Annotated in this window: 16 protein-coding genes and 1 pseudogene; 10 read left to right on the top strand and 7 right to left on the bottom strand. The window is 65.0% G+C overall.

What is annotated here, in order from left to right; all coding sequences use genetic code 11:
* Nucleotides 1-82: Fe-S cluster assembly protein IscX (iscX, locus tag VG320_RS13005; protein ID WP_327200512.1), on the top strand; the 82-nt coding region annotated here is incomplete at its 5' end.
* A gap of 102 nt (nucleotides 83-184) precedes the next feature.
* Here the strand turns inward: iscX and VG320_RS13000 are convergent.
* The 5 genes from VG320_RS13000 to VG320_RS12980 all read right to left on the bottom strand — a co-directional run bounded on the left by VG320_RS13000 (nucleotide 185) and on the right by VG320_RS12980 (nucleotide 7083).
* A complete protein-coding gene (locus tag VG320_RS13000) occupies nucleotides 185-919 on the bottom strand; it encodes a glycine zipper 2TM domain-containing protein (RefSeq protein WP_327200510.1) in 735 nt (244 codons plus the stop codon).
* A gap of 348 nt (nucleotides 920-1267) precedes the next feature.
* Nucleotides 1268-2806, bottom strand: coding sequence for a lysine--tRNA ligase (gene lysS / locus VG320_RS12995; protein ID WP_327200509.1), 1539 nt, complete (start codon nucleotides 2804-2806; stop codon nucleotides 1268-1270).
* Between the two features lie 121 nt (nucleotides 2807-2927).
* Nucleotides 2928-4032 (bottom strand): peptide chain release factor 2 gene (gene prfB, locus VG320_RS12990; RefSeq protein ID WP_327200508.1). Its coding sequence is split into 2 segments (ribosomal slippage): nucleotides 2928-3950 and nucleotides 3952-4032, totalling 1104 coding nucleotides; the frame shifts between segments, so codons are not numbered across the junction.
* Between the two features lie 174 nt (nucleotides 4033-4206).
* On the bottom strand, nucleotides 4207-5913 hold the full coding sequence (recJ, locus tag VG320_RS12985; protein ID WP_327200507.1) for a single-stranded-DNA-specific exonuclease RecJ: 1707 nt from the start codon (nucleotides 5911-5913) through the stop codon (nucleotides 4207-4209).
* A gap of 51 nt (nucleotides 5914-5964) precedes the next feature.
* Complete coding sequence (locus VG320_RS12980) at nucleotides 5965-7083, bottom strand: regulator (protein ID WP_327200506.1); 1119 nt, start codon at nucleotides 7081-7083, stop codon at nucleotides 5965-5967.
* 312 nt (nucleotides 7084-7395) lie between these two features.
* Between VG320_RS12980 and VG320_RS12975 the strand changes: the two genes are divergently transcribed.
* From VG320_RS12975 to ftsB, 9 genes and pseudogenes are all read left to right on the top strand, one after another.
* On the top strand, nucleotides 7396-8649 hold the full coding sequence (locus VG320_RS12975; RefSeq protein WP_327200505.1) for a lipoprotein-releasing ABC transporter permease subunit: 1254 nt from the start codon (nucleotides 7396-7398) through the stop codon (nucleotides 8647-8649).
* The gene (lolD, locus tag VG320_RS12970) at nucleotides 8642-9373 is read left to right on the top strand and encodes a lipoprotein-releasing ABC transporter ATP-binding protein LolD (RefSeq protein WP_327200504.1); all 732 of its coding nucleotides are present in this window, start codon (nucleotides 8642-8644) and stop codon (nucleotides 9371-9373) included. The genes VG320_RS12975 and lolD overlap by 8 nt, the downstream gene beginning before the upstream one ends.
* Before the next feature lie 23 nt (nucleotides 9374-9396).
* The gene (locus VG320_RS12965; protein WP_327200503.1) at nucleotides 9397-10185 is read left to right on the top strand and encodes a TatD family hydrolase; all 789 of its coding nucleotides are present in this window, start codon (nucleotides 9397-9399) and stop codon (nucleotides 10183-10185) included.
* A 102-nt stretch (nucleotides 10186-10287) separates the two neighbouring features.
* Nucleotides 10288-12876, top strand: coding sequence for a DNA internalization-related competence protein ComEC/Rec2 (locus VG320_RS12960; protein ID WP_327200502.1), 2589 nt, complete (start codon nucleotides 10288-10290; stop codon nucleotides 12874-12876).
* A 139-nt stretch (nucleotides 12877-13015) separates the two neighbouring features.
* Entirely contained in the window at nucleotides 13016-13819 is an 804-nt protein-coding gene (locus VG320_RS12955; protein ID WP_327200501.1) for an alpha/beta hydrolase, read from the top strand.
* A gap of 198 nt (nucleotides 13820-14017) precedes the next feature.
* Nucleotides 14018-15679 (top strand): annotated as a pseudogene (locus tag VG320_RS12950) (CTP synthase).
* The gene (gene kdsA / locus VG320_RS12945) at nucleotides 15676-16530 is read left to right on the top strand and encodes a 3-deoxy-8-phosphooctulonate synthase (RefSeq protein ID WP_322043269.1); all 855 of its coding nucleotides are present in this window, start codon (nucleotides 15676-15678) and stop codon (nucleotides 16528-16530) included. The pseudogene VG320_RS12950 and the gene kdsA overlap by 4 nt, the downstream one beginning before the upstream one ends.
* Before the next feature lie 394 nt (nucleotides 16531-16924).
* The gene (gene eno / locus VG320_RS12940) at nucleotides 16925-18208 is read left to right on the top strand and encodes a phosphopyruvate hydratase (RefSeq protein WP_103703989.1); all 1284 of its coding nucleotides are present in this window, start codon (nucleotides 16925-16927) and stop codon (nucleotides 18206-18208) included.
* Between the two features lie 100 nt (nucleotides 18209-18308).
* Nucleotides 18309-18728 carry a cell division protein FtsB gene (gene ftsB, locus VG320_RS12935; RefSeq protein WP_327200500.1) on the top strand — a complete coding sequence of 140 codons (420 nt, stop codon included), beginning with the start codon at nucleotides 18309-18311 and terminating at the stop codon, nucleotides 18726-18728.
* 90 nt (nucleotides 18729-18818) lie between these two features.
* Here ftsB and VG320_RS12930 read toward each other — a convergent pair whose 3' ends face one another.
* Both VG320_RS12930 and hslO read right to left on the bottom strand, forming a co-directional pair.
* Entirely contained in the window at nucleotides 18819-19250 is a 432-nt protein-coding gene (locus tag VG320_RS12930) for a hypothetical protein (protein ID WP_327200499.1), read from the bottom strand.
* 76 nt (nucleotides 19251-19326) lie between these two features.
* On the bottom strand, nucleotides 19327-20289 hold the full coding sequence (gene hslO / locus VG320_RS12925; protein WP_327200498.1) for an Hsp33 family molecular chaperone HslO: 963 nt from the start codon (nucleotides 20287-20289) through the stop codon (nucleotides 19327-19329).
* Nucleotides 20290-20291 lie beyond the last annotated feature (2 nt).

The raw sequence follows: 20291 nt of genomic DNA, 5'->3' as shown, positions 1-20291 counted from the left end.
GTTCGATGACGATCCCAACCGCTCGAACGAGAAAATCCTCGAAGCGATCCAGGCCGCATGGATCGAGGACGCGGGCTACTGATTCCACCTGATCCCGCGTTCTTGTAGTCGATATGAAAAAGGCGATTCACCTTCACGGTGAATCGCCTTTTGTGTTTTGGCGCGGGCTTCAGCGCATCACGCTTCAGGCTGCGGAGAGCGTGCCGTGTTCGATGCGCACGCGCTGGCCTTGCTGGAACGGCGGCGCTTCGTGATAGGTGAAATAGCGCGTCTTGCCGTTATCCATGCGCACGCGCACTGAATACGCCGTGGTGCTGCGCAGGTGCTTCTCGACCGAGTTGCCGGCCAGACCGCCGCCGAGTGCGCCAAGCAGGGTCATCGCCGTGCGGCCGCCACCGGCGCCGAACTGGTTGCCGACCACGCCGCCCGCCACCGCGCCGCCCACCGCGCCAATCCCGGTGCCGTGGCCTTCCTGACGCGTAGCGGAAATGCCTTCGACGACGCCGCACGATGCGCACGCTGGCTGTTGCGGCTGCGCCTCCTGGGCGTATTGCTGTTGTTGCGCGGATTGCGGCGGCGGGGCGGCCGGGGCTTGCGCCTGCGCTTGCTGCTGTTGAACGGGCGTGGGTTGCGGCTGCGTCGGCGCGTTGTTCTGCGCGTACTGGGCGCTCGTTGCGGGCGCAACGGCCTGCGTGGAATCGACCACCGGCTGGGAGGCCATCACGGTCGTCTGGCCGGTCTGGCTTTGCGCGCTTTGTTCGGCGTTGCTGGACGCTTTCGGGAACACGCCGGTGATGGCCGCCGTGGCTGCGAGGCTTGCAACGATCACCGCGCCCGCTGCCGTTGCAACAAGCGGATGAATCCGGCGATGTCCGGCCGGCGTGGTCTGTGTGGTCAGTTTCGGATCAGGATTGTTCATGACAGGCTCCGTCTTTGGCAGAGTTGGCTGGAAGTGCTACTGGTCAAACCAGTCTGAGCCAATTCCGCGACCCGGGCGTTTCAATTTGTAAGCCGTTGTGCATGAGCCGCGTTACGAAAACTCCCAAACGCTGAACAGTCATCGCGCAGCCCTGCATGACGGGGTTTTCGGAGATAACGCAAATCACATACCCAGGCCCTCCCAACCTTTGCCGGAAGGCTTTTACGCCTGGTTACAAACAATCCACTCCAATAGCGCCCAAAAAAACGGGGCGCATGCGGAATCAACCGCATGCGCCCCATCAGGCGCGCCGCCCGCGTTTCCCGGGCAGCATAGTCCTTCACCAACTCAATCTTCGCGGCGCAGATGCGGGAAGAGAATGACGTCGCGGATGCTCGGGCTGTCGGTGAGCAGCATCACCAGACGGTCGATGCCGATACCGCAGCCGCCCGTCGGGGGCATACCGTATTCCAGCGCGCGGATGTAGTCGGCGTCGTAGAACATCGCTTCCTCGTCGCCGGCGTCCTTCTGCTCGACCTGCTTCTTGAAGCGCGCAGCCTGGTCTTCCGGATCGTTCAACTCCGAGAAGCCGTTGGCGATTTCGCGGCCCGTGATGAACAGCTCGAAACGCTCGGTGATGCCCGGCAGCGTGTCCGATGCGCGCGCGAGCGGCGAGACTTCGACCGGGTAGTCGATGATGTACGTCGGTTCCCACAGTTGCGATTCGGCGGTCTCTTCGAAGAGAGCCAGTTGCAGCGAGCCCACGCCCGCGTTGAGGAACTGCGGCTGGTTCGCGTCCACGCCGAACTTCTTCAGCTCGGTGCGCAGGAAGGCGGCGTCGGCGAGTTGCTCGGTCGTGTATTGCGGCGCGTACTTCTGGATCGCCTGCACGATCGTCAGACGATGGAACGGCTTGGAGAGATCGAGTTCGCGGCCCTGATACGTCAGGGTGGCGCTGCCGCGCGCGTCGATGGCGGCCTGGCGGATCAGCTGTTCCGTGAAGTCCATCAGCCACGTGTAATCCGTGTACGCGGCGTAGAACTCCATCATCGTGAATTCCGGATTGTGACGCGGCGAAACGCCTTCGTTACGGAAATTCCGGTTAATTTCGAACACACGCTCGAAGCCGCCCACGACGAGGCGCTTCAGGTACAGCTCGGGCGCGATACGCATGTACATCTGCATATCGAGCGCGTTGTGATGCGTGATGAAGGGCTTGGCCGCCGCGCCGCCCGGGATCGGGTGCAGCATCGGCGTTTCGACTTCCATGAAGTTCGCGTCCGACATGAAGCGGCGCACCGACGAGATCGCCTTGGTACGCGCCACGAACGTTTCGCGCGCTTCCGGCGTGACGATCAGGTCGACGTAGCGCTGGCGATAGCGCATTTCCTGGTCCGAAAGACCATGGAACTTGTCCGGCAGCGGACGCAGCGACTTCGACAGCAGACGCAGTTCCGTGCAGCGTACCGACAGCTCGCCCTTGTTGGTGCGGAACAGCACGCCGGTGGCGGCGACGATGTCACCCAGATCCCACTTCTTGAACGCGTCGTAAGTGGCTTCGCCCACGTCGGCGGGCGTGATGAAGAACTGGATCTGGCCCGAGCCGTCGCGCACCGTCGCGAAGCTCGCCTTGCCCATCACGCGCTTGAGCATCATGCGGCCGGCGATTTTCACTTCGAGCGGATTCGCTTCGAGCGCGTCTTTATCCGTGTCGGCGTGGTCGCGTTGCAGGTCGGCGGCGTGGTGAGTAGGGCGGAAGTCGTTCGGGAAGGCGACGCCCGCCTCGCGCAGCGCGCGCAGTTTCTCGCGGCGCTCGGCGATGATCTGGTTGTCGTCGATGTCGGGCACGGCGGTGGTCTGCGCGTTCTGCTGGGTCGGTTCGGTCATGATGGCTCGGGTTCTTTGAGTTCGGTTCCCGCAGCGCCGCGCATCGTCACGATGCGGGGCTCAGGGAGAGGGCGGCCGCTGCAGGTCAGGGCCGCCGTGGCGCATAACAATCTAGACGCTGTTACACGCCCTGTTTCAGGCTTGCGCTGATGAAGGCGTCGAGATCGCCGTCGAGCACGGCCTTGGTGTTGCTGATTTCGACGTTGGTACGCAGATCCTTGATACGGCTGTTGTCGAGCACGTAGGAGCGGATCTGGTGGCCCCAGCCCACGTCCGACTTGCCCGCTTCGAGCTTGTCCTGCTCGGACTGGCGCTTGCGCATTTCGGCTTCGTACAGGCGCGATTTGAGCATGGCCATGGCTTCGGCGCGGTTGCGGTGCTGCGAGCGGTCGTTCTGGCACTGCACGACGATGCCCGACGGCACGTGCGTGATACGCACGGCGGAGTCGGTCTTGTTGATGTGCTGACCGCCCGCGCCCGAAGCGCGGTAGGTATCGATACGCAGATCGGCCGGATTGACGTCGATCTCGAACGAATCGTCGATTTCCGGATACACGAACACCGACGAGAACGACGTATGACGGCCGCCCGACGAGTCGAACGGCGACTTGCGCACGAGGCGGTGAATGCCGGTTTCGGTGCGCAGGAAGCCGTAGGCGTATTCGCCTTCGACCTTGATGGTCGCGCTCTTGATGCCGGCGACGTCGCCTTCCGATTCTTCGAGCACTTCGATCTTGAAGCCCTTGCGCTCGCAGTAACGCACGTACTGGCGCAGCAGCATGGAGGCCCAGTCGCAGGCCTCGGTGCCGCCGGCGCCGGCCTGGATGTCGATGAAGGCGTTATTCGGATCGGCCGGGTTCGCGAACATGCGGCGGAACTCGACGTCGGCTACGCGCTTTTCGATTTCCTGGGCATCGGCTTCGATGGAAACGAGCGTGTCCTCGTCGCCTTCTTCGCGTGCCATCTCGAAGAGATCGAGCGTATCGCGCGTGTCGTTTTCGATGCCGTCGAGCGTGTGCACCACGCCTTCGAGCAGCTTCTTTTCCTTGCCGAGACCCTGGGCGTGCTTGGAGTCGTTCCAGACGTTAGGGTCTTCGAGTTCGCTGTTGACTTCGACGAGCCGTCGGGCTTTTACGTCGTAGTCAAAGATACCCCCGGAGCTCGCCCGCGCGTGAGCGCAGGTCCGCCAAGAGGGCTTCGATCGCGTTGAGACGTTCCGCTTCCATTTTTTGTCGTGATCCGGCGTGTAAAACCTTGAATTATAGCCGATTGAACAGGGCTTGGCCCGGCCCACGGGCCGCAGCGCAACGAGCTTGCGGCCCGTTGCGGCGTGTTTTCAGATCACGGTCTGATGGATCGGACGACGGAATTGGATGACGGATGAAGCGCGCGTCGCGGGGTCAGAGCAGCGCGTGCTCCACCACCAGTTGCACGCGCGATACGCCGTTCCAGGTGTCGCTCACGAGCCGGTAGGCGATGGTGGTGTGCTGGGGCAGCGTTTCGGTGTGGTTGAACCAGATGGCGTTGAAGCGCTGGCGTCCGCGCAGCAGTTGCAGCTTCAGATGCTTGTCCTTCACGAGCGCCTGCGAGGCCACCTCGAATTCGCCCGAAAACACCGGTGCCGGAAAGCCCTGACCCCAGACCGCCGCGTCGATCATCTGGACGAAATCGGGCGAGAAATACGCGTTTTCCAGATCGCCGTCGGTTTCCACGGTTCGTGCGAGCGCCTCGGCGCTGAGCCACTCGCGGCCCACGCGCTCGAACGCGGCGGCGAAACGCGGCACGTCGGCGGCGGCGATCGTCATGCCCGCAGCCATCGCGTGTCCGCCGAACTTGTGGATCAGGCCCGGTTCACGCTTGGAAATCAGGTCGACCGCGTCGCGCAGGTGGAAGCCGGGAATCGAGCGGCCCGAGCCCTTGACCAGCTCGCCCTCGTCGTCGGCGGGGGCGAAGGTGAAGGACGGGCGATGGAATTTTTCCTTGAGCCGCCCCGCGACGATGCCGATCACACCCTGATGCCAGCCCTCGTTGAAGAGGGTAATCGTGGCGTTGCCTTGCGGATCGACATCGGCGAGATCGGCGAGCGCCTGCTGCTGCATGCCGGCCTCGATTTCACGGCGCTCGCGGTTCATCCCGTCGAGCTGCTGCGCGAGTTCCCAGGCGCGGCCCGCGTCGTCGGTGGTCAGCAATTCGATGCCGAGCGACATGTCGGAGAGGCGGCCCGCCGCGTTCAGACGCGGGCCGAGCGCGAAGCCCATGTCGAAGCCCGAAGCGGTTTTCGCCTCGCGGCCCGCGGCGCGGAACAGCGCGGCGATGCCCGGCTGCATGCGGCCGTTGCGGATGCGTTGCAGACCTTGCGCGACCAGCACGCGGTTATTGCTGTCGAGCTTCACGACGTCGGCGACGGTGCCAAGCGCCACCAGATCGAGCAGGCCGTCCAGACGCGGCTCGGGGCGTTCGTCGTTGAACGCGCCGCGCTTGCGCAGTTCGGCGCGCAGCGCGAGCAGCGTGTAGAACATCACGCCCACGCCCGCGATGCACTTGCTCGGAAACTCGCAGCCCGGCTGATTCGGATTGACGATGGCGCGCGCGTCGGGGAGCGTGTCGCCGGGCAAATGGTGATCGGTCACGAGCACTTCGATGCCGAGCTCATTGGCTGCTTCCACGCCTTCCACGCTGGCGATGCCGTTGTCCACCGTGATCAGCACGTCGGGCGGGCCGCCCTTGCGCTGCGCGGCCAGCGCGACGATTTCGGGCGTGAGGCCGTAGCCGTACTCGAAGCGATTCGGCACCAGATAGTCGATCTGCGCGCCCATCATGCGCAGGCCGCGCACGGCCACGGCGCAGGCGGTTGCGCCGTCGCAGTCGTAGTCGGCGACCACGAGCATGCGGCAGTCGGCTTCGAGCGCGTCGGCGAGCAGTTCAGCGGCTTCGTCGAGCCCCTTCATGCTGGCGGGCGGGATCAGGCGGCCGAAGCCGGTTTCGATGTCGTCGGGCTGGCACACGCCGCGCGAGGCGTAGAGCCGCGCGAGCACCGGATGCAGGCCGTGACGGATGAGCGCTTCGGTATCGGCGGGGGAACAGGCGCGGGTGACGATTCGGGTCATGCGTGAGCGCTTTTAGCGTTGAGTGAAGCGGTTATTTGGGCTTGATCGGGCTTATTCGATAAAGAGCGACGCGAATTCGCGGCGTCGCCAGAATTTGCGCAGGTCGCCGCGCGTGGCGTTGAGCGTGACCGAGCCGGTATCGCCGCACAGCGTCACGGCGAGTTCGGCCAGTTCGCCGCTTTCGAGCGCGGCGAGCGCGGGCGCGAACCAGTCGCGTTCGAGCTGCGCGAAGGCCGCGTTCCAGCGGCCCCAGTCCTGCTGGATATAGGCCGCGGAAAACGGGTCCAGCTCGATGAGCGTCGTGCCTGAGGCGCTGCTGTTCGTGGCGGACTGCGCGTTGAACGCGGCGGGCACTGCGCCCAGTTCCGCACCGCAGGCGAGCGCCAGTCCGCGCGTGGCCGCCGCGTCCGAGCGCACGCGTGCGAATGCACGCTGCACGGGGCGCAGCGCGCCTTGCGCATGGAACCAGATCGAATTGACGGCGGGCAGGCCGCGCGACTCGCGCGCTTCGTTGACGGGGTGTTCGAACCAGGCCATCTGCACCTCGTTCTGCACCTTCATCCACGCGCGCGAGCGCTGGCCCGAATGGGCCTCGTGCGGCAGCCAGATTTCAATGTTGCGGCCGCTCGCGCGCAACGGCGAGGCGCCCGCGAGCGTGCCGAACTGATCGCTCGACAGATACCAGCGCTGCGGCGTGGGGGCTTCGACGCGGATGCCCAGCTCCTCGATCAGCGGCTTCGCCACCGCGAAGAGTGCGGCGGCGTCGGCATCCGTCAGTTCGAGCGAAGCGGGGTCGATCAGCACCAGATGATCGTGCGCGATGCGCACGTGCACGGGCTGGATGCAGGCCCAGGTGGCGTCGCCGGGCGTGCCGCCGTCGGCGAGCAGCATCCACGGGGCGAGCGGCGCTTCATCTTCAGCGGCGGCGCCATTTGTCCTGGCGGCCGATCCGGGCGCGGCGGCACCGAAAGCGCGCGCCACCCAGCGCTCGTGCGGCAGCGTGCGCTGGAAATCCTCGCCGATCACCTGATCGCCCAGACGCCCGCGGGCGATCAGCTTCGACAACGCAGGGTACTGAAGGCCGGCGAGGGCGGTGGACGCCACGGCCGCCGAGGGCAGCGCGAACGGAACGAGAAGATGGAGACGGTCAGCAGGCATGATGGAGCGCATTGTACTTCGGAGCCGGGTGCGCACGGCTCGGGATTCGGGACGAGTATCCCAGCGCACATCGCAGCGCGGCAGCCCGCTTCCATACGAATCAGCGACTTACGTACGCCCTGATACAAATCTGCGCGGCACCTGCGGGCGCAATGCGCGTCCAACCATCGGGGCGCGAGGGGCCGCGCGCGATGCCGCAAAGTCCTTCGGGGGGCGGTAGTGTGGCAAACTTCGCGCTTGATCGGCGATCTGCTCCGGCACGTAATAACGTCGCATGCGCAGCGCATTGACGAAGCAGAAGCAACGAAGCACAAAAGGATTCGCTTGAAACTTCCCTACGAATGGCAGATAGGCTGGCGCTACACGCGCGCCGGCAAGCGCACGACCGGCAACGGTTTCATCTCGTTCATCGCGCTCATTTCGATGTCGGGCATCGCGCTCGGCGTTGCGGCGCTGATCGTCGTGCTGTCGGTGATGAACGGCTTCCAGCGCGATGTGCGCGACCGCATGCTCTCCGTGCTCGCGCACGTCGAGATCTTCTCGCCGACGGGCTCGATGCCCGACTGGCAGCTCACGGCGAAAGAAGCCAAAACCAATCCCGAGGTGATTGGCGCTGCGCCCTACGTGGACGCCCAGGCGCTGCTCACGCGCGGCGACAGCGTGAGCGGCGTGGCGCTGCGCGGCGTCGAGCCGTCCGAAGAGCCGCAGGTCTCGGATATCGGCAAGGAAATGAAGCTCGGCAGCCTCAACGACCTGACGCCGGGCAGCTTCAATATCGTGCTGGGCGCCGATCTGGCGGTGAGTCTGGGCGTCACGGCGGGCGACAAGGTCACGCTGGTCGCGCCCGAAGGCACCATCACGCCGGCGGGCATGCTGCCGCGCCTGAAGCAGTTCACGGTGGTGGGCGTGTTCGAATCGGGGCACTACGAGTACGACAGCACACTGGCGCTCACCAACATCCGCGACGCCGAGGTGCTGTACCGCCTTGCCGCACCCAGCGGCGTGCGTCTGCGCCTGAAGGACATGCAGCGCGCGCCGGCAGTGGCGCGACAGCTCGTGCATACGCTGTCGGGCGATCTGTACATCCGCGACTGGACGCAGCAGAACAAGACCTGGTTCTCGGCCGTGCAGATCGAAAAGCGCATGATGTTCATCATCCTCACGCTGATCATCGCGGTGGCCGCGTTCAATCTGGTGTCGTCGCTGGTGATGACGGTCACCAACAAACAGGCCGATATCGCCATTCTGCGCACGCTCGGCGCGCAGCCGGGCTCGATCATGAAGATCTTCGTGGTGCAGGGCGTGACGATTGGCTTCGTGGGCACGGCGATCGGCGTGGCGCTCGGTTGCCTGATCGCCTGGAGCATTCCGTGGCTTGTGCCGATGATCGAGCATCTGCTCGGCGTGCAGTTCCTGCCGCCTTCGGTCTATTTCATCAGTGAACTGCCCTCGGAACTCGTCCCCGGCGACGTGATCCGCATCGGTTTGATTGCGTTCGTGCTGTCCGCGCTGGCGACGCTTTATCCCAGCTGGCGCGCGGCCAAGGTACGTCCCGCGGAGGCACTGCGTTATGAATGAGCGTCAATCGATCCAGGCCGCCGCAGGCGATTACCCGTACGTGATCGAAGCGAATGGCATCTCGAAGGTATTCGGCCAGGGCGCGCTTTCGGTGCAGGTCCTGCACGACACCGACATCACGGTGAAGCGCGGCGAAAAGCTCGCGATCGTGGGCGCGTCGGGCTCGGGCAAGAGCACGCTGCTGCACGTGCTGGGCGGCCTCGACGAGCCGGGCACGGGCAATGTCAAGCTGCTCGGCAAGCCGTTTACGGAGCTGTCCGAGCGCGATCGCAACGATCTGCGCAATCGCGCGCTTGGCTTCGTCTATCAGTTCCACCATCTGCTGCCCGAATTTTCGGCGCTCGACAACGTGGCGATGCCGCTGCGCATCCGCCGCATGCCGCAGGAAGCGGCGCGCGCCGAAGCGCTGGCGATCCTCGAGCGCGTGGGTCTGGCGCATCGCGCGCGCCATCGTCCGGGCGAGCTGTCGGGCGGCGAGCGCCAGCGTGTGGCCATCGCGCGTGCGCTGGTGACCAAGCCCGCCTGCGTGCTAGCCGATGAGCCGACCGGCAATCTCGACGGCGGCACGGCAGACAACGTCTTCAATCTGATGATGGAACTGTCCGACCAGTTCGACACCAGCTTCGTGATCGTCACGCACGACGCCGAACTGGCAGCGCGCTGCGATCGCATCGTGCGCCTGCGCGACGGCATGCTGCACGAAGAGCCGGTCGTGCCGGTCTGAACGCAAGCTGAGGCGCGCCCGCGATGTGGATCGATACGCATTGCCATCTCGATGCCGGCGAGTTCGACGCTGACCGCGATACGGTCGCGTCGAATGCGCGCGCCGCGGGTGTCTCGCGCATCGTGATTCCGGCGGTTGCGCGCGAGAATTTCGACACGGTGCGCGCGCTGGCGCATCGCACGCCCGGCGCGGTCTACGCGCTGGGGATTCATCCGCTCTACACACCGAACGCGCGCGACGAGGATCTCGCCGAACTGCGCACGCAGATCGAGGCGAGTCTCGACGATCCGAAGTTTGTCGGCATCGGCGAAATCGGGCTCGATTTTTTTGTGCCGGGTCTCGACGAGACGCGCCAGCAGCACTTCTACGACGCGCAATTGAGGCTGGCACGCGAGTTCGATCTGCCTGCCATCTGTCACGTGCGCAAATCGCAGGACAAGGTGCTCGCGGGCTTGCGCCGCAATGGCGTGCGCCGCGGCATCGCGCACGCGTTCAACGGCAGTTTCCAGCAGGCCGATGCCTTCATCGCTCAGGGCATGCATCTGGGCTTTGGCGGCAACACGACTTTCGAGCGTGCCTTGCAGATCCGGCGTCTGGCCGAACAGCTGCCGCTGAAAGCGATCGTCATGGAAACCGACGCGCCCGATATCTCGCCGTCCTGGCTTTACAAACAGCGCAACACGCCGGATCAGGTGCCGCACATTGGCGCCGTGCTGGCGGCCTTGCGTGGCATGACGCCCGAGGAACTCGCCCTTGGCACAACGGCTAACGCTGCGGCGGCGTTGCCGCGGCTCGCGCTTTCGTCTGCATAATTTCCTCGTGAGGTGAGGCGCTTTTTGCGCTTTGAAGCGGTGACGTGATCTTGCGTGTGCAAGATTGCGCGGGCCGTGTTTCGCCTCGTTCGAGGAGGGGCGATGCGGGCTGTGTGGTGCGGATTTGCGCTGGGCGTGATCGTGTTGCAGCGGCAGGCGAGCTTGCCGGGGTGGGGCGCGTGGGTTGCGCTGGCGCTTTGCGTGATGCTGCTGGTGGTATGGGCCGTTTGGGCCACGCGCGAGCGCGAAAGCGCACAAGGCAGGCGATCGCTTCGCCGCGCTTCGGCGTGGCTGGCGATCTGGCTCGCCTCGGCTTGTATCGGCCTGGGCTACGCGGCCTGGCGCGCGGAACTGCGGCTTGCGCAGACGCTTCCCGTTGCGTGGCAGAAGCGCGATATCGAAGTGATGGGTCACATCGCTCGCATGCTGTCGCGGGATGCGGGCGCCGCGAGCTTTCTCTTTTCGGTGGAGTCGTGGGGCGCGGTTGAGACGACGGCGCAAATGCTGCCCGATCTGCTCCAGTTGAGCTGGGTCGCGCGCGATGCGCCATTGCCATCGCTCGTGCCCGGCGCTCGCTGGCGGCTGAACGTGCGACTCAAGCGCCCGCATGCGGAAGGCAATTTCGGCTTGCGTGACGGCGAGGCGACGTTGCTCTCGCGCGGTGTGCGTGCAACTGGCTACGTGAGCGACGAGCAGCACGCCCGCCGGCTGCTGCCGGACGCCCAGGGCCTCGGCGTGCGCATCGAACGCTCGCGAGCCTCAGTGCGTGCGCGAATTGACCGGGTCCTCGCGGGTGCGCCGCATCGCGGCATTGTCATCGCGCTCGCGACCGGCGCGCAGGACGCCGTCAGCGACGATGACTGGCGGCTGCTGCGCAACACGGGAACGAGTCACCTCGTCGCGATCTCGGGCCTGCATCTGGCCTTTGTGGCCGGGCTGGCGGGCTGGGCCGCAGGGGCGCTCTGGCGGCGTGCGCGCTGGCGTGGCGTCGAAGCGCCGCTCATCGTCCCCGCGCAGCAGGTGGCGGTGACGGGCGCGGCGCTGGCCGCCGCCGCTTACGCAGCGCTCGCGGGGTTCAACGTGCCGGTGCAGCGGGCGCTGTGGATGCTGGCAGTCGCGGCCGTTGCGCTCTGGCGCTCGCGAGAAGTGTCGCGAAGTCATGTGCTCGCGTGGGCGATGGGGCTGGTTCTGCTGCGCGATCCGTGGGCGGTGACGGCGCCGGGCTTCTGGCTGTCGTTTGGCGCGGTCGGCGCGATTCTGTTTGCGGCCAGCGGGGTGCCGCGCGTTCGTCACGACGACGAATCCGCGCTGTCGCCGGACGAACTCGATCCAATGCGCGACCACGAAGTCCCGCCGCCGCGCGTGGGCCGGTGGCCTGCGATCTGGCTGCGCGTGGTGGCGGTCGGTGCGATCTTCGATTCATCGCGCTGGCGGCAGGCTACTCGTCGCATCGCGGGTCGCATGGCCGATAGTGCGCGCGTCCAATGGGCGGTCACGCTGGCGCTCGCGCCGCTTACTGCCTACTGGTTCCTGCAGATCCCGCTGATCGGCCCGCTCGCGAACGCGGCGGCGATCCCGTGGGTGAGCCTGTTCGTGACGCCGATGGTGTTGGCGGGCGCGGTGCTTCCCGCGCCGCTCGACGGCTTTGTCTGGCAGGCCGCGCATGCGATGCTGGGTTGGCTGCTTGACGCACTAGGGATGCTCGAAGGCTGGCCGTGGGCCTTGTTGCGCTTGCCGCAGCCAGGCGTCTGGGCGCTGGCTTGCGCGGCAGTCGGCGTCGCATGGATGCTCGCGCCGCGTGGCTGGCCGCTGCGCTGGCTCGCTGCGTTCACCTGGCTGCCTTTGTTGTTGCCGTCGCCGCACGGGCCGCCGCCGGGGGCGTTCCGGCTCACCGCGCTGGACATCGGTCAGGGCACTTCGGTGCTCGTCGAGACCTCGGGCCACGCGCTGCTATTCGATGCCGGGCCCGGCCCCGAGTCGACCCACGCCGGCGAGCGCATCGTCGCACCGTATCTGCAGACGCATGGCGTAAAGCGGCTCGACACGCTCATGATCAGCCACGACGACTCCGATCATTCGGGCGGCGCGCCCGCCGTGCTGGACGCCGTGCCGGTAAGCGAGTTCGTGGCCGGCATTCTGCCGGCTCACCCGCTTTGGGCGAGCGCGCGCAAGCTGGGCGCGCAGACCGTGCAATGCGCGGCAGGGCAGCGCTGGCAATGGGACGGCGTGGCGTTCGAAGTGCTCTGGCCCGATCCGGGGCCGCTCGTCGGCAAGCCCAATATGCATTGCTGCGTGCTGCGCGTGTCCACGGCGCAAGGCGATGCGGGCGCAGTGTCCGCCCTGATCGCCGCCGATATCGAAGCAGGCACCGAGCGCACGCTCGTGGCGCGCGCCGCCGCTGGGCTGCATTCGCAGGTGCTTGTGGTGCCGCACCACGGCAGCCGCACGTCGTCGACTGAACCGTTCCTCGATTCTGTCTGGCCGCTCGTCGCGATATTTCAGGTAGGCTATTTGAATCGCTTTCATCATCCGCATCCTGCCGTGTACGCGCGTTACGTGTCGCGTCATATCGTGCTCGCGCGCAGCGACGCCGATGGTGCGGTGCGGATCGATGCCGCGCCCGGCGCGCTTGCCGTCGAACGCTTTCGGGACACGCAGCGGCGTTACTGGATGGAAGTGGCGGCTGATTGACGAAGGATCGCGATACGCGAATGCGGCACAAGCGCGGCGCAACAAAACCAACAAAACCAACAAGACAAACAGAGGGAGCGGGCGGCGCGTCAGCACGCGCGACGGCGCAACCGCCAACTGGAACGGAGACAACAAGACATTGAAGAACGTCATCCACTTTTCTCACGCCAACGGCTTTCCGGCCTCGACCTACGGCACGCTCTTCGCCGAACTGGGCGACACCTACGAGCTGCGCTATATCGAGCGCATCGGGCACGACACGCGCTTTCCGGTCACGCGCGACTGGCCGCATCTCGTCGATCAGTTGCTGGAGGACGTCGGCCGTCGCTATGAGGAACCGGTCTGGCTGGTCGGCCATTCGCTGGGCGGTTACCTGTCGTTGATGGCGGCGCTTAAAAAGCCGCAGTGGGTGAGGGGAGTCGTGATGCTCGATTCGCCCGTGATCGCCGGGTGGCGCAGCAGCATGCTCAAGGTGTCGCAGTGGACCGGTCTGGACGAACGCCTGTCACCGGCGGCGGCCACCCGCACGCGCCGCACCCAATGGGCGAATCGCGACGAGGCCTGGCGCCACTTCCATTCGAAGCCGGCGTTTGCGCGCTGGGATGAGCGCGTTCTGTCCGACTATATCGATCACGGTATTCCTCAGACTTCGGCCGACGGTACGCGCACGCTCGCCTTCGACCGGCGCACCGAATATCTGATCTACCGCACCTTGCCGCATACCTTCGGCACGCGGCTCGCGCATGGCTCGCCGGTGCCGGTCAGCTTCATCGCGGGCACCCAGTCGAAGGAGATGCGCCAGGTTGGCATGGCAGCGACGCGGCGTCTTGCCGGCGAGCGGCTCGAATGGATCGAGGGCAGCCATCTGTACCCCATGGAGCGGCCGATCGAGACTGCGCGCGCGGTGCAGCGCATGCTCTATGCGATGGATAACGGCCGCTGAAAACCGGCTGACGCGTGGAGCCGATGATGGGACCGATTGTGGCGGGGTCAAAGGGAGCGATCGCTTGCCCAGCATGAATGGGGGAGCTTCACGCGCGTGTGCGGCGACTGCACACGCGATTGCACAAAGTGCTCAAGCAAAATTCAGGGTTAGCCCTTGCTTTACGGTATAATCCGTTTTTCCCGCGAGCATTCAGCGATGACCAAATATGTTTTCGTCACCGGCGGCGTAGTTTCGTCCCTAGGCAAGGGTATTGCCGCCGCCTCCCTCGCCGCGATCCTCGAATCGCGCGGTCTGAAAGTCACCCTCCTCAAGCTCGATCCCTACATCAACGTCGACCCCGGCACGATGAGCCCGTTTCAGCACGGCGAAGTGTTCGTGACGGAAGATGGAGCGGAGACTGACCTCGACCTCGGCCACTATGAGCGCTTCATCACCACGAAGATGCGCAAGGCCAACAACTTCACCACGGGCCAGATTTACGAATCGGTGATCCGCAAGGAACGCCGCGGCGATTATCTCGGCAAGACGGTGCAGGTCATCCCGCACATCACCAATTAGATCCAGGCATTCGTCGAACGCGGCGCGGCATCCGCGACGTGCGGCGAGCCGGACGTGGCGATCGTCGAAGTGGGCGGCACCGTTGGCGACATCGAGTCGCTGCCGTTCCTCGAAGCCGCGCGTCAGATGAGCCTGCGCCTCGGTCGCAACAGCTGCTGTTTCGTGCACCTGACGCTTGTGCCGTTCATCGCGACGGCGGGCGAGCTGAAGACCAAGCCCACGCAGCACAGCGTGCAGAAGCTGCGCGAAATCGGTATCTATCCGAACGTGCTGCTGTGCCGCGCCGACCGCCGCATCCCGGACGACGAGCGCGCGAAGATCTCGATGTTCTCGAACGTGCGCGAAGACTCCGTGATCTCGGTGTGGGACGCCGACAGCATCTACAAGATTCCGCAGATGCTGCACGATCAGGGCCTCGACTCGATCGTCTGCGACGAACTGAAGCTCTCCGCCAAGCCCGCCGATCTGTCGATCTGGTCGGAAATGGTCGAGAAGCTCGAAAACCCGCAGCACGAAGTCACGATCGGCATGGTCGGCAAGTATGTCGACCTGACCGAGTCGTACAAGTCGCTGATCGAAGCGCTGCGTCATGCGTCGATCAAGACCTCGACCAAGGTCAACATCGAGTACATCGATTCGGAACAGATCGACGAAGAGGGCGTGGACAGCCTCAAGCATCTCGACGCGATCCTCGTGCCGGGCGGTTTCGGCCGTCGTGGCACCGAAGGCAAGATCAAGGCGATCCAGTACGCTCGTGAAGCGAAGGTGCCGTATCTGGGCATCTGCCTCGGCATGCAGCTCGCGGTGATCGAATTTGCCCGCGATGTGGTCGGCCTGAAGCACGCCAACAGCACGGAATTCGACCAGGACACGCCGGATCGCGTCGTCGCGCTCATCACCGAATGGGCCGACCGCGAAGGCAAGGTCGAAAAGCGCAGCGAAGATTCGGATCTGGGCGGCACCATGCGTCTGGGTTCGCAGCGTTGCCCGATCAAGCCCGGCACGCTCGCATCGGAAATCTATGGCAAGGACGTGAACGAGCGCCACCGCCACCGTTATGAAGTCAATAACGGCTACGTGCCCAAGCTCGAAGCCAGCGGCCTTATCATCAGCGCCCGTACCCCGAGCGAAGATCTGCCGGAAATGATGGAACTGCCGCGCGATATGCACCCCTGGTTCGTCGGCGTCCAGTTCCACCCGGAATTCACGTCCACGCCGCGCGATGGCCATCCGCTGTTCAAGGCCTATGTCGAAGCGGCAGTCGCGCACCAGCAGGCGCGCGCTGAGGAGAAAGCATGAATCTGTGCGGTTTCGAGGTTGGTCTCGACAAGCCGTTCTTCCTGATCGCAGGCACCTGTGTCGTCGAATCTGAACAGATGACGATCGACACGGCGGGCCGCCTGAAGGAAATCACCGAAAAGCTCGGCATCCCGTTCATCTACAAGTCGTCGTTCGACAAGGCCAATCGTTCGAGCGGCAAGTCGTTCCGCGGTCTGGGGATGGACGAGGGTCTGCGCATCCTGTCCGAAGTGAAGCGTCAGCTCGGCCTGCCCGTGCTGACCGACGTGCACACGGAAGAGGAAGTGGGGCCGGTGGCATCGGTCGTGGACGTCCTGCAGACGCCCGCGTTCCTGTGCCGTCAGACCGATTTCATCCACGCTTGCGCACGTTCGGGCAAGCCGGTGAACATCAAGAAAGGCCAGTTCCTCGCGCCGCACGACATGAAGAACGTGATCGACAAGGCGCGCGACGCGGCGCGTGAAGCGGGGCTTTCCGAAGACCGCTTCATGGCCTGCGAGCGCGGTGTCTCGTTCGGTTACAACAACCTCGTTTCGGACATGCGCTCGCTTGCGATCATGCGCGAGACGGCAGCGCCGGTCGTGATGGACGTCACGCACTCGGTGCAGCTGCCGGGCGGCCAGGGCACCAGCTCGGGCGGCCAGCGCGAATTCGTGCCGGTGCTCGCGCGCGCGGCCGTCGCCACGGGCGTGGCGGGTCTCTTCATGGAGACTCACCCGAACCCGGCGCAGGCGAAGTCCGACGGTCCGAACGCCGTGCCGCTCAATCGCATGGCCGACCTGCTCGAAACGCTCGTGACGCTCGACCAGGCGGTCAAGCGCACGCCGTTCCTCGAGAACGACTTCAACTGACGGGTTGAATAGAATCACGTAGGACCGCACCGGCGCACTTCTTGTGCGTCGTGTGCTTTGTCGTATCGCTTTGTCGTTTTTATGCGCCGCTTCGATTGCATGGGCGGCGCAGATGGAGGAGCCGCGGCGAGCGGCCCGGCGGTGCAGCAGGTGTCATGAAGCGATGCCATGCTGCGCAGACCGGAACGCGCGCCGCGCCGGATGTACAAGGCAGCGTGGCGGCGCAGCGGTTACGGTAAGTGCGTGACCCTCGCGCCGCAACAAGTTGAACCCGACGACCACGCCGCCTGTCCCATGTGACGGTGTGTCCCGTGCAAGCGCGAAAACAGCGCCGTGCGGGCCTGTGCAGAGGGTGTGTGTCTCGCAAGAATTACTGTCATTTCCTGAGGAAACCATGAGTGCAATCGTAGATATCATCGGTCGCGAGATTCTGGATTCGCGCGGCAATCCCACCGTCGAATGCGACGTGCTGCTCGAATCGGGCACGATGGGCCGTGCGGCAGTGCCGTCGGGCGCGTCGACCGGTTCGCGTGAAGCGATCGAACTGCGCGACGGCGAAGCCGGCCGCTACAACGGCAAGGGCGTGTTGAAGGCTGTCGAGCACATCAACACCGAAATCTCCGAGGCAATCATGGGCCTCGACGCGTCGGAACAGGCCTTCCTCGACAAGACCCTGCTCGAACTGGACGGCACCGACAACAAGTCGCGTCTGGGCGCAAACGCCATGCTGGCCGTGTCGATGGCCGTTGCCAAGGCTGCCGCCGAAGAAGCCGGCCTGCCGCTGTACCGCTACTTCGGCGGTTCGGGCGCGATGCAACTGCCGGTGCCGATGATGAACATCGTCAACGGCGGCGCGCACGCCAACAACAGCCTGGACATCCAGGAATTCATGATCGTGCCGGTGAGCCAGCCGACCTTCCGTGAAGCGCTGCGTTGCGGCGCGGAAGTGTTCCACGCGCTCAAGAAGATCCTTTCGGATCGCGGCATGAGCACGGCCGTGGGCGACGAAGGCGGTTTCGCACCGAACTTCGGCAGCAACGACGAATGCCTTTCGACCATCCTGCAAGCGATCGAAAAGGCTGGCTACCGCGCCGGTGAGGACGTGCTGCTCGCGCTCGACTGCGCAGCCAGCGAGTTCTACCACGACGGCAAGTACCAGCTGGCGGGCGAAGGCCTGCAACTGTCGTCGGCCGAATTCGCCGACTACCTGGCAACGCTCGCCGACAAGTTCCCGATCGTCTCGATCGAAGACGGCATGCACGAGTCCGACTGGGCCGGCTGGAAGCTGCTGACCGACAAGCTGGGCAAGAAGGTCCAGCTGGTGGGCGACGACCTGTTCGTCACCAACACGCGCATCCTGAAGGAAGGCATCGACAAGGGCATCGCCAACTCGATCCTGATCAAGATCAACCAGATCGGCACGCTGACGGAAACCTTCGCAGCAATCGAAATGGCCAAGCGCGCCGGCTACACGGCCGTGATCTCGCACCGTTCGGGTGAAACCGAAGATTCGACCATCGCGGACATCGCGGTCGGCCTGAATGCCGGTCAGATCAAGACGGGTTCGCTGTCGCGTTCGGACCGTATCTCGAAGTACAACCAGCTGCTGCGCATCGAGGAAGATCTCGGTGATATCGCCAGCTACCCGGGCAAGTCGGCGTTCTATAACCTGCGTTAAGCGGACCTGAGCCCGGCAGCGGCCTTGCTGTCCACCTTCGTTATCCCTTCCGCCGCCCTGCGTTAAGCGCAGGGCGGCGTGTATTTATCCGGCACTACTCATGCGGCTCGTCACTGTCGTCCTGATCATCCTGCTTGTGCTGATCCAGTATCCGCTCTGGTGGGGCCATGGCGGCTGGCTGCGCGTGCACGAACTGCAAGGCGAGCTGGCCCAGCAGCAAAAACAGAACGACGACGAGAAACTGCGCAACGAACGCATCGCGGGCGAGGTGCAGGATCTGCAGAACGGCACGGCGGCGGTCGAAGAGCGCGCGCGCTACGAGATGGGCATGGTGAAGGACGGCGAGGTGTTCGTGCAGTTCGTTTCGCCGAACCAGCCGTTGCCTGCGACGCCGCTTGGTTCATCGAATACGTCGACGCGCGGCGAGATGTCGACGCCGGTGAAGGTGGTGCCGAATCCGGTGTCACGCGTGCCGGAGAAGCGACACGGTCACGGCAAGGAAGCGAAGAAGGCGGGCTGAACCCGTTTTGGCGAAGGACAAGAAAAAGCGCGGCATCCGTGAGGATGTCGCGCTTTTTGTTTATGCGGCAGTGAACGGCCAAAAAGGCGCTTACCAGCCCCAACCCCAGCCCGGATAGCCATAACCGATGCCGCCGCCCCAGCCGCGTCCCCAGCCGCCGCTGGAGTAGCTGCCATAGACGCTCACAGGCGGCGCATAGGCGCGCGACCAGGCCTCGGCGGCGGCTTCGGCTGCCATGGCGCGGTCCTGTTCGTTGAGCGCCTGCTGGTCAATGGCGTCGTAGCGCCTGAGTTGCTCCGGCGACAGCGCTGGCGCGGTGGCGACACCGCCCGCCGGGTTGGCGAACTGATTGGCGGGCAGCCGGCTATAGATCGGCGACGGCCCTGGCGGATCGAGCGTACAGCCGCTCGTCAGCACGATACCCGCGCCCAGCGCGGCGGTCGTCACGATGGCGATCAGCGCCCGGCCGGTTCGCCTTCCAGACGGTTCTGCAGTTTGATCAGCCCCGAAGCTCTTGTTCATGTCTTTTCCTTCCCCAGTCGAACGAAGCGTCCCACCGGCCTGGCTCGCGCGTCCTGAACCGGAGAAGGCCCGGGATTCAGTGACGCTGGTCCGCTGCGGGGGACACACCTTCTGAGAGCCCAGGCGTGGCGAAAAGTTGCGCCACATCGACGGGATCGAACTCATAGCGCTGGTTGCAGTAGTCGCAATGCACTTCGACATGGCCGCGCTCGACGATCACGCCGTCGATTTCCTCGCGGCCCAGCATCTTGAGCATCGCGCCCACTTTCTCGCGCGTGCAGCTGCACGAGAAGCGCGTGCCGGTGGGCTCGAAGTGCTGCACGTTCTCTTGCCAGAAGAGGCGCCGGAACAGCGTTTCCGGTTCCTGTTCGAGCAGTTCCTCGCGCGAGAGCGTGCCGCCGAGCGTGCACACGCGTTCCCACGTATCGGCGTCGAGTTCGTGCGGATGCGGCACGATGCCGCCGTCGCCAGGCAGCTTCTGCAACAGCATGCCGACTGCGCGATCCTCGTTGGCGCCCAGCCACAGACGCGTATCGAGCTGCTCCGAGTGGTGCATATAGTGTTCGAGCACGTCGGCGATCGAGGTGAGCGGGCCGTCCTCGCCGTTCATCGGCACGATGCCCTGGTACGGCTGCTGGCCGGGCTGCTTGTTGGTCGGGTCGAGCGTGATGACGCAACGGCCCTGGCCGCTGGCGTTGACGAGCTTGTCGAGCGTGAGATCGGCGGGGAACACGGATGCGTCGTCGGCGTCGATGCCATCCGACAGACGCGCGGTCGCGCGCATCGACAGGTCCGAGCTGCACTGCACGACCAGCATGCGCACCGGGCCGTCGCCCATGATCTGCATGATCAGCGTGCCGTCGAACTTCAGGTTGGCCGAGAGCAGGGCGCACGCCGCCATCATCTCGCCGAGCACGGTGCGCACGGGGGCCGGGTACTGGCGGCGCGTGAGCACCTCTTGCCACGTATTGCGCAGCGAGACGATCTCGCCACGCACCGGCGCGGCGCTGAACATGAATTTTTGCAACTGGTCGTTCACAA

It is taken from the genome of Paraburkholderia sp., assembly GCF_035948235.1.
Lineage (GTDB): Bacteria > Pseudomonadota > Gammaproteobacteria > Burkholderiales > Burkholderiaceae > Paraburkholderia.
This window is presented reverse-complemented; position numbering and strand designations above follow the sequence as displayed.

What these genes read in the sequence shown, in the direction of transcription:
- VG320_RS13000 (WP_327200510.1), bottom strand. Translation starts at nt 919, where the DNA reads ATGAACAATCCTGATCCGAAACTGACCACACAGACCACGCCGGCCGGA.
- lysS (WP_327200509.1), bottom strand. Translation starts at nt 2,806, where the DNA reads ATGACCGAACCGACCCAGCAGAACGCGCAGACCACCGCCGTGCCCGAC.
- recJ (WP_327200507.1), bottom strand. Translation starts at nt 5,913, where the DNA reads ATGACCCGAATCGTCACCCGCGCCTGTTCCCCCGCCGATACCGAAGCG.
- VG320_RS12980 (WP_327200506.1), bottom strand. Translation starts at nt 7,083, where the DNA reads ATGCGCTCCATCATGCCTGCTGACCGTCTCCATCTTCTCGTTCCGTTC.
- lolD (WP_327200504.1), top strand. Translation starts at nt 8,642, where the DNA reads ATGAATGAGCGTCAATCGATCCAGGCCGCCGCAGGCGATTACCCGTAC.
- VG320_RS12965 (WP_327200503.1), top strand. Translation starts at nt 9,397, where the DNA reads ATGTGGATCGATACGCATTGCCATCTCGATGCCGGCGAGTTCGACGCT.
- VG320_RS12960 (WP_327200502.1), top strand. Translation starts at nt 10,288, where the DNA reads ATGCGGGCTGTGTGGTGCGGATTTGCGCTGGGCGTGATCGTGTTGCAG.
- kdsA (WP_322043269.1), top strand. Translation starts at nt 15,676, where the DNA reads ATGAATCTGTGCGGTTTCGAGGTTGGTCTCGACAAGCCGTTCTTCCTG.
- eno (WP_103703989.1), top strand. Translation starts at nt 16,925, where the DNA reads ATGAGTGCAATCGTAGATATCATCGGTCGCGAGATTCTGGATTCGCGC.
- ftsB (WP_327200500.1), top strand. Translation starts at nt 18,309, where the DNA reads ATGCGGCTCGTCACTGTCGTCCTGATCATCCTGCTTGTGCTGATCCAG.
- VG320_RS12930 (WP_327200499.1), bottom strand. Translation starts at nt 19,250, where the DNA reads ATGAACAAGAGCTTCGGGGCTGATCAAACTGCAGAACCGTCTGGAAGG.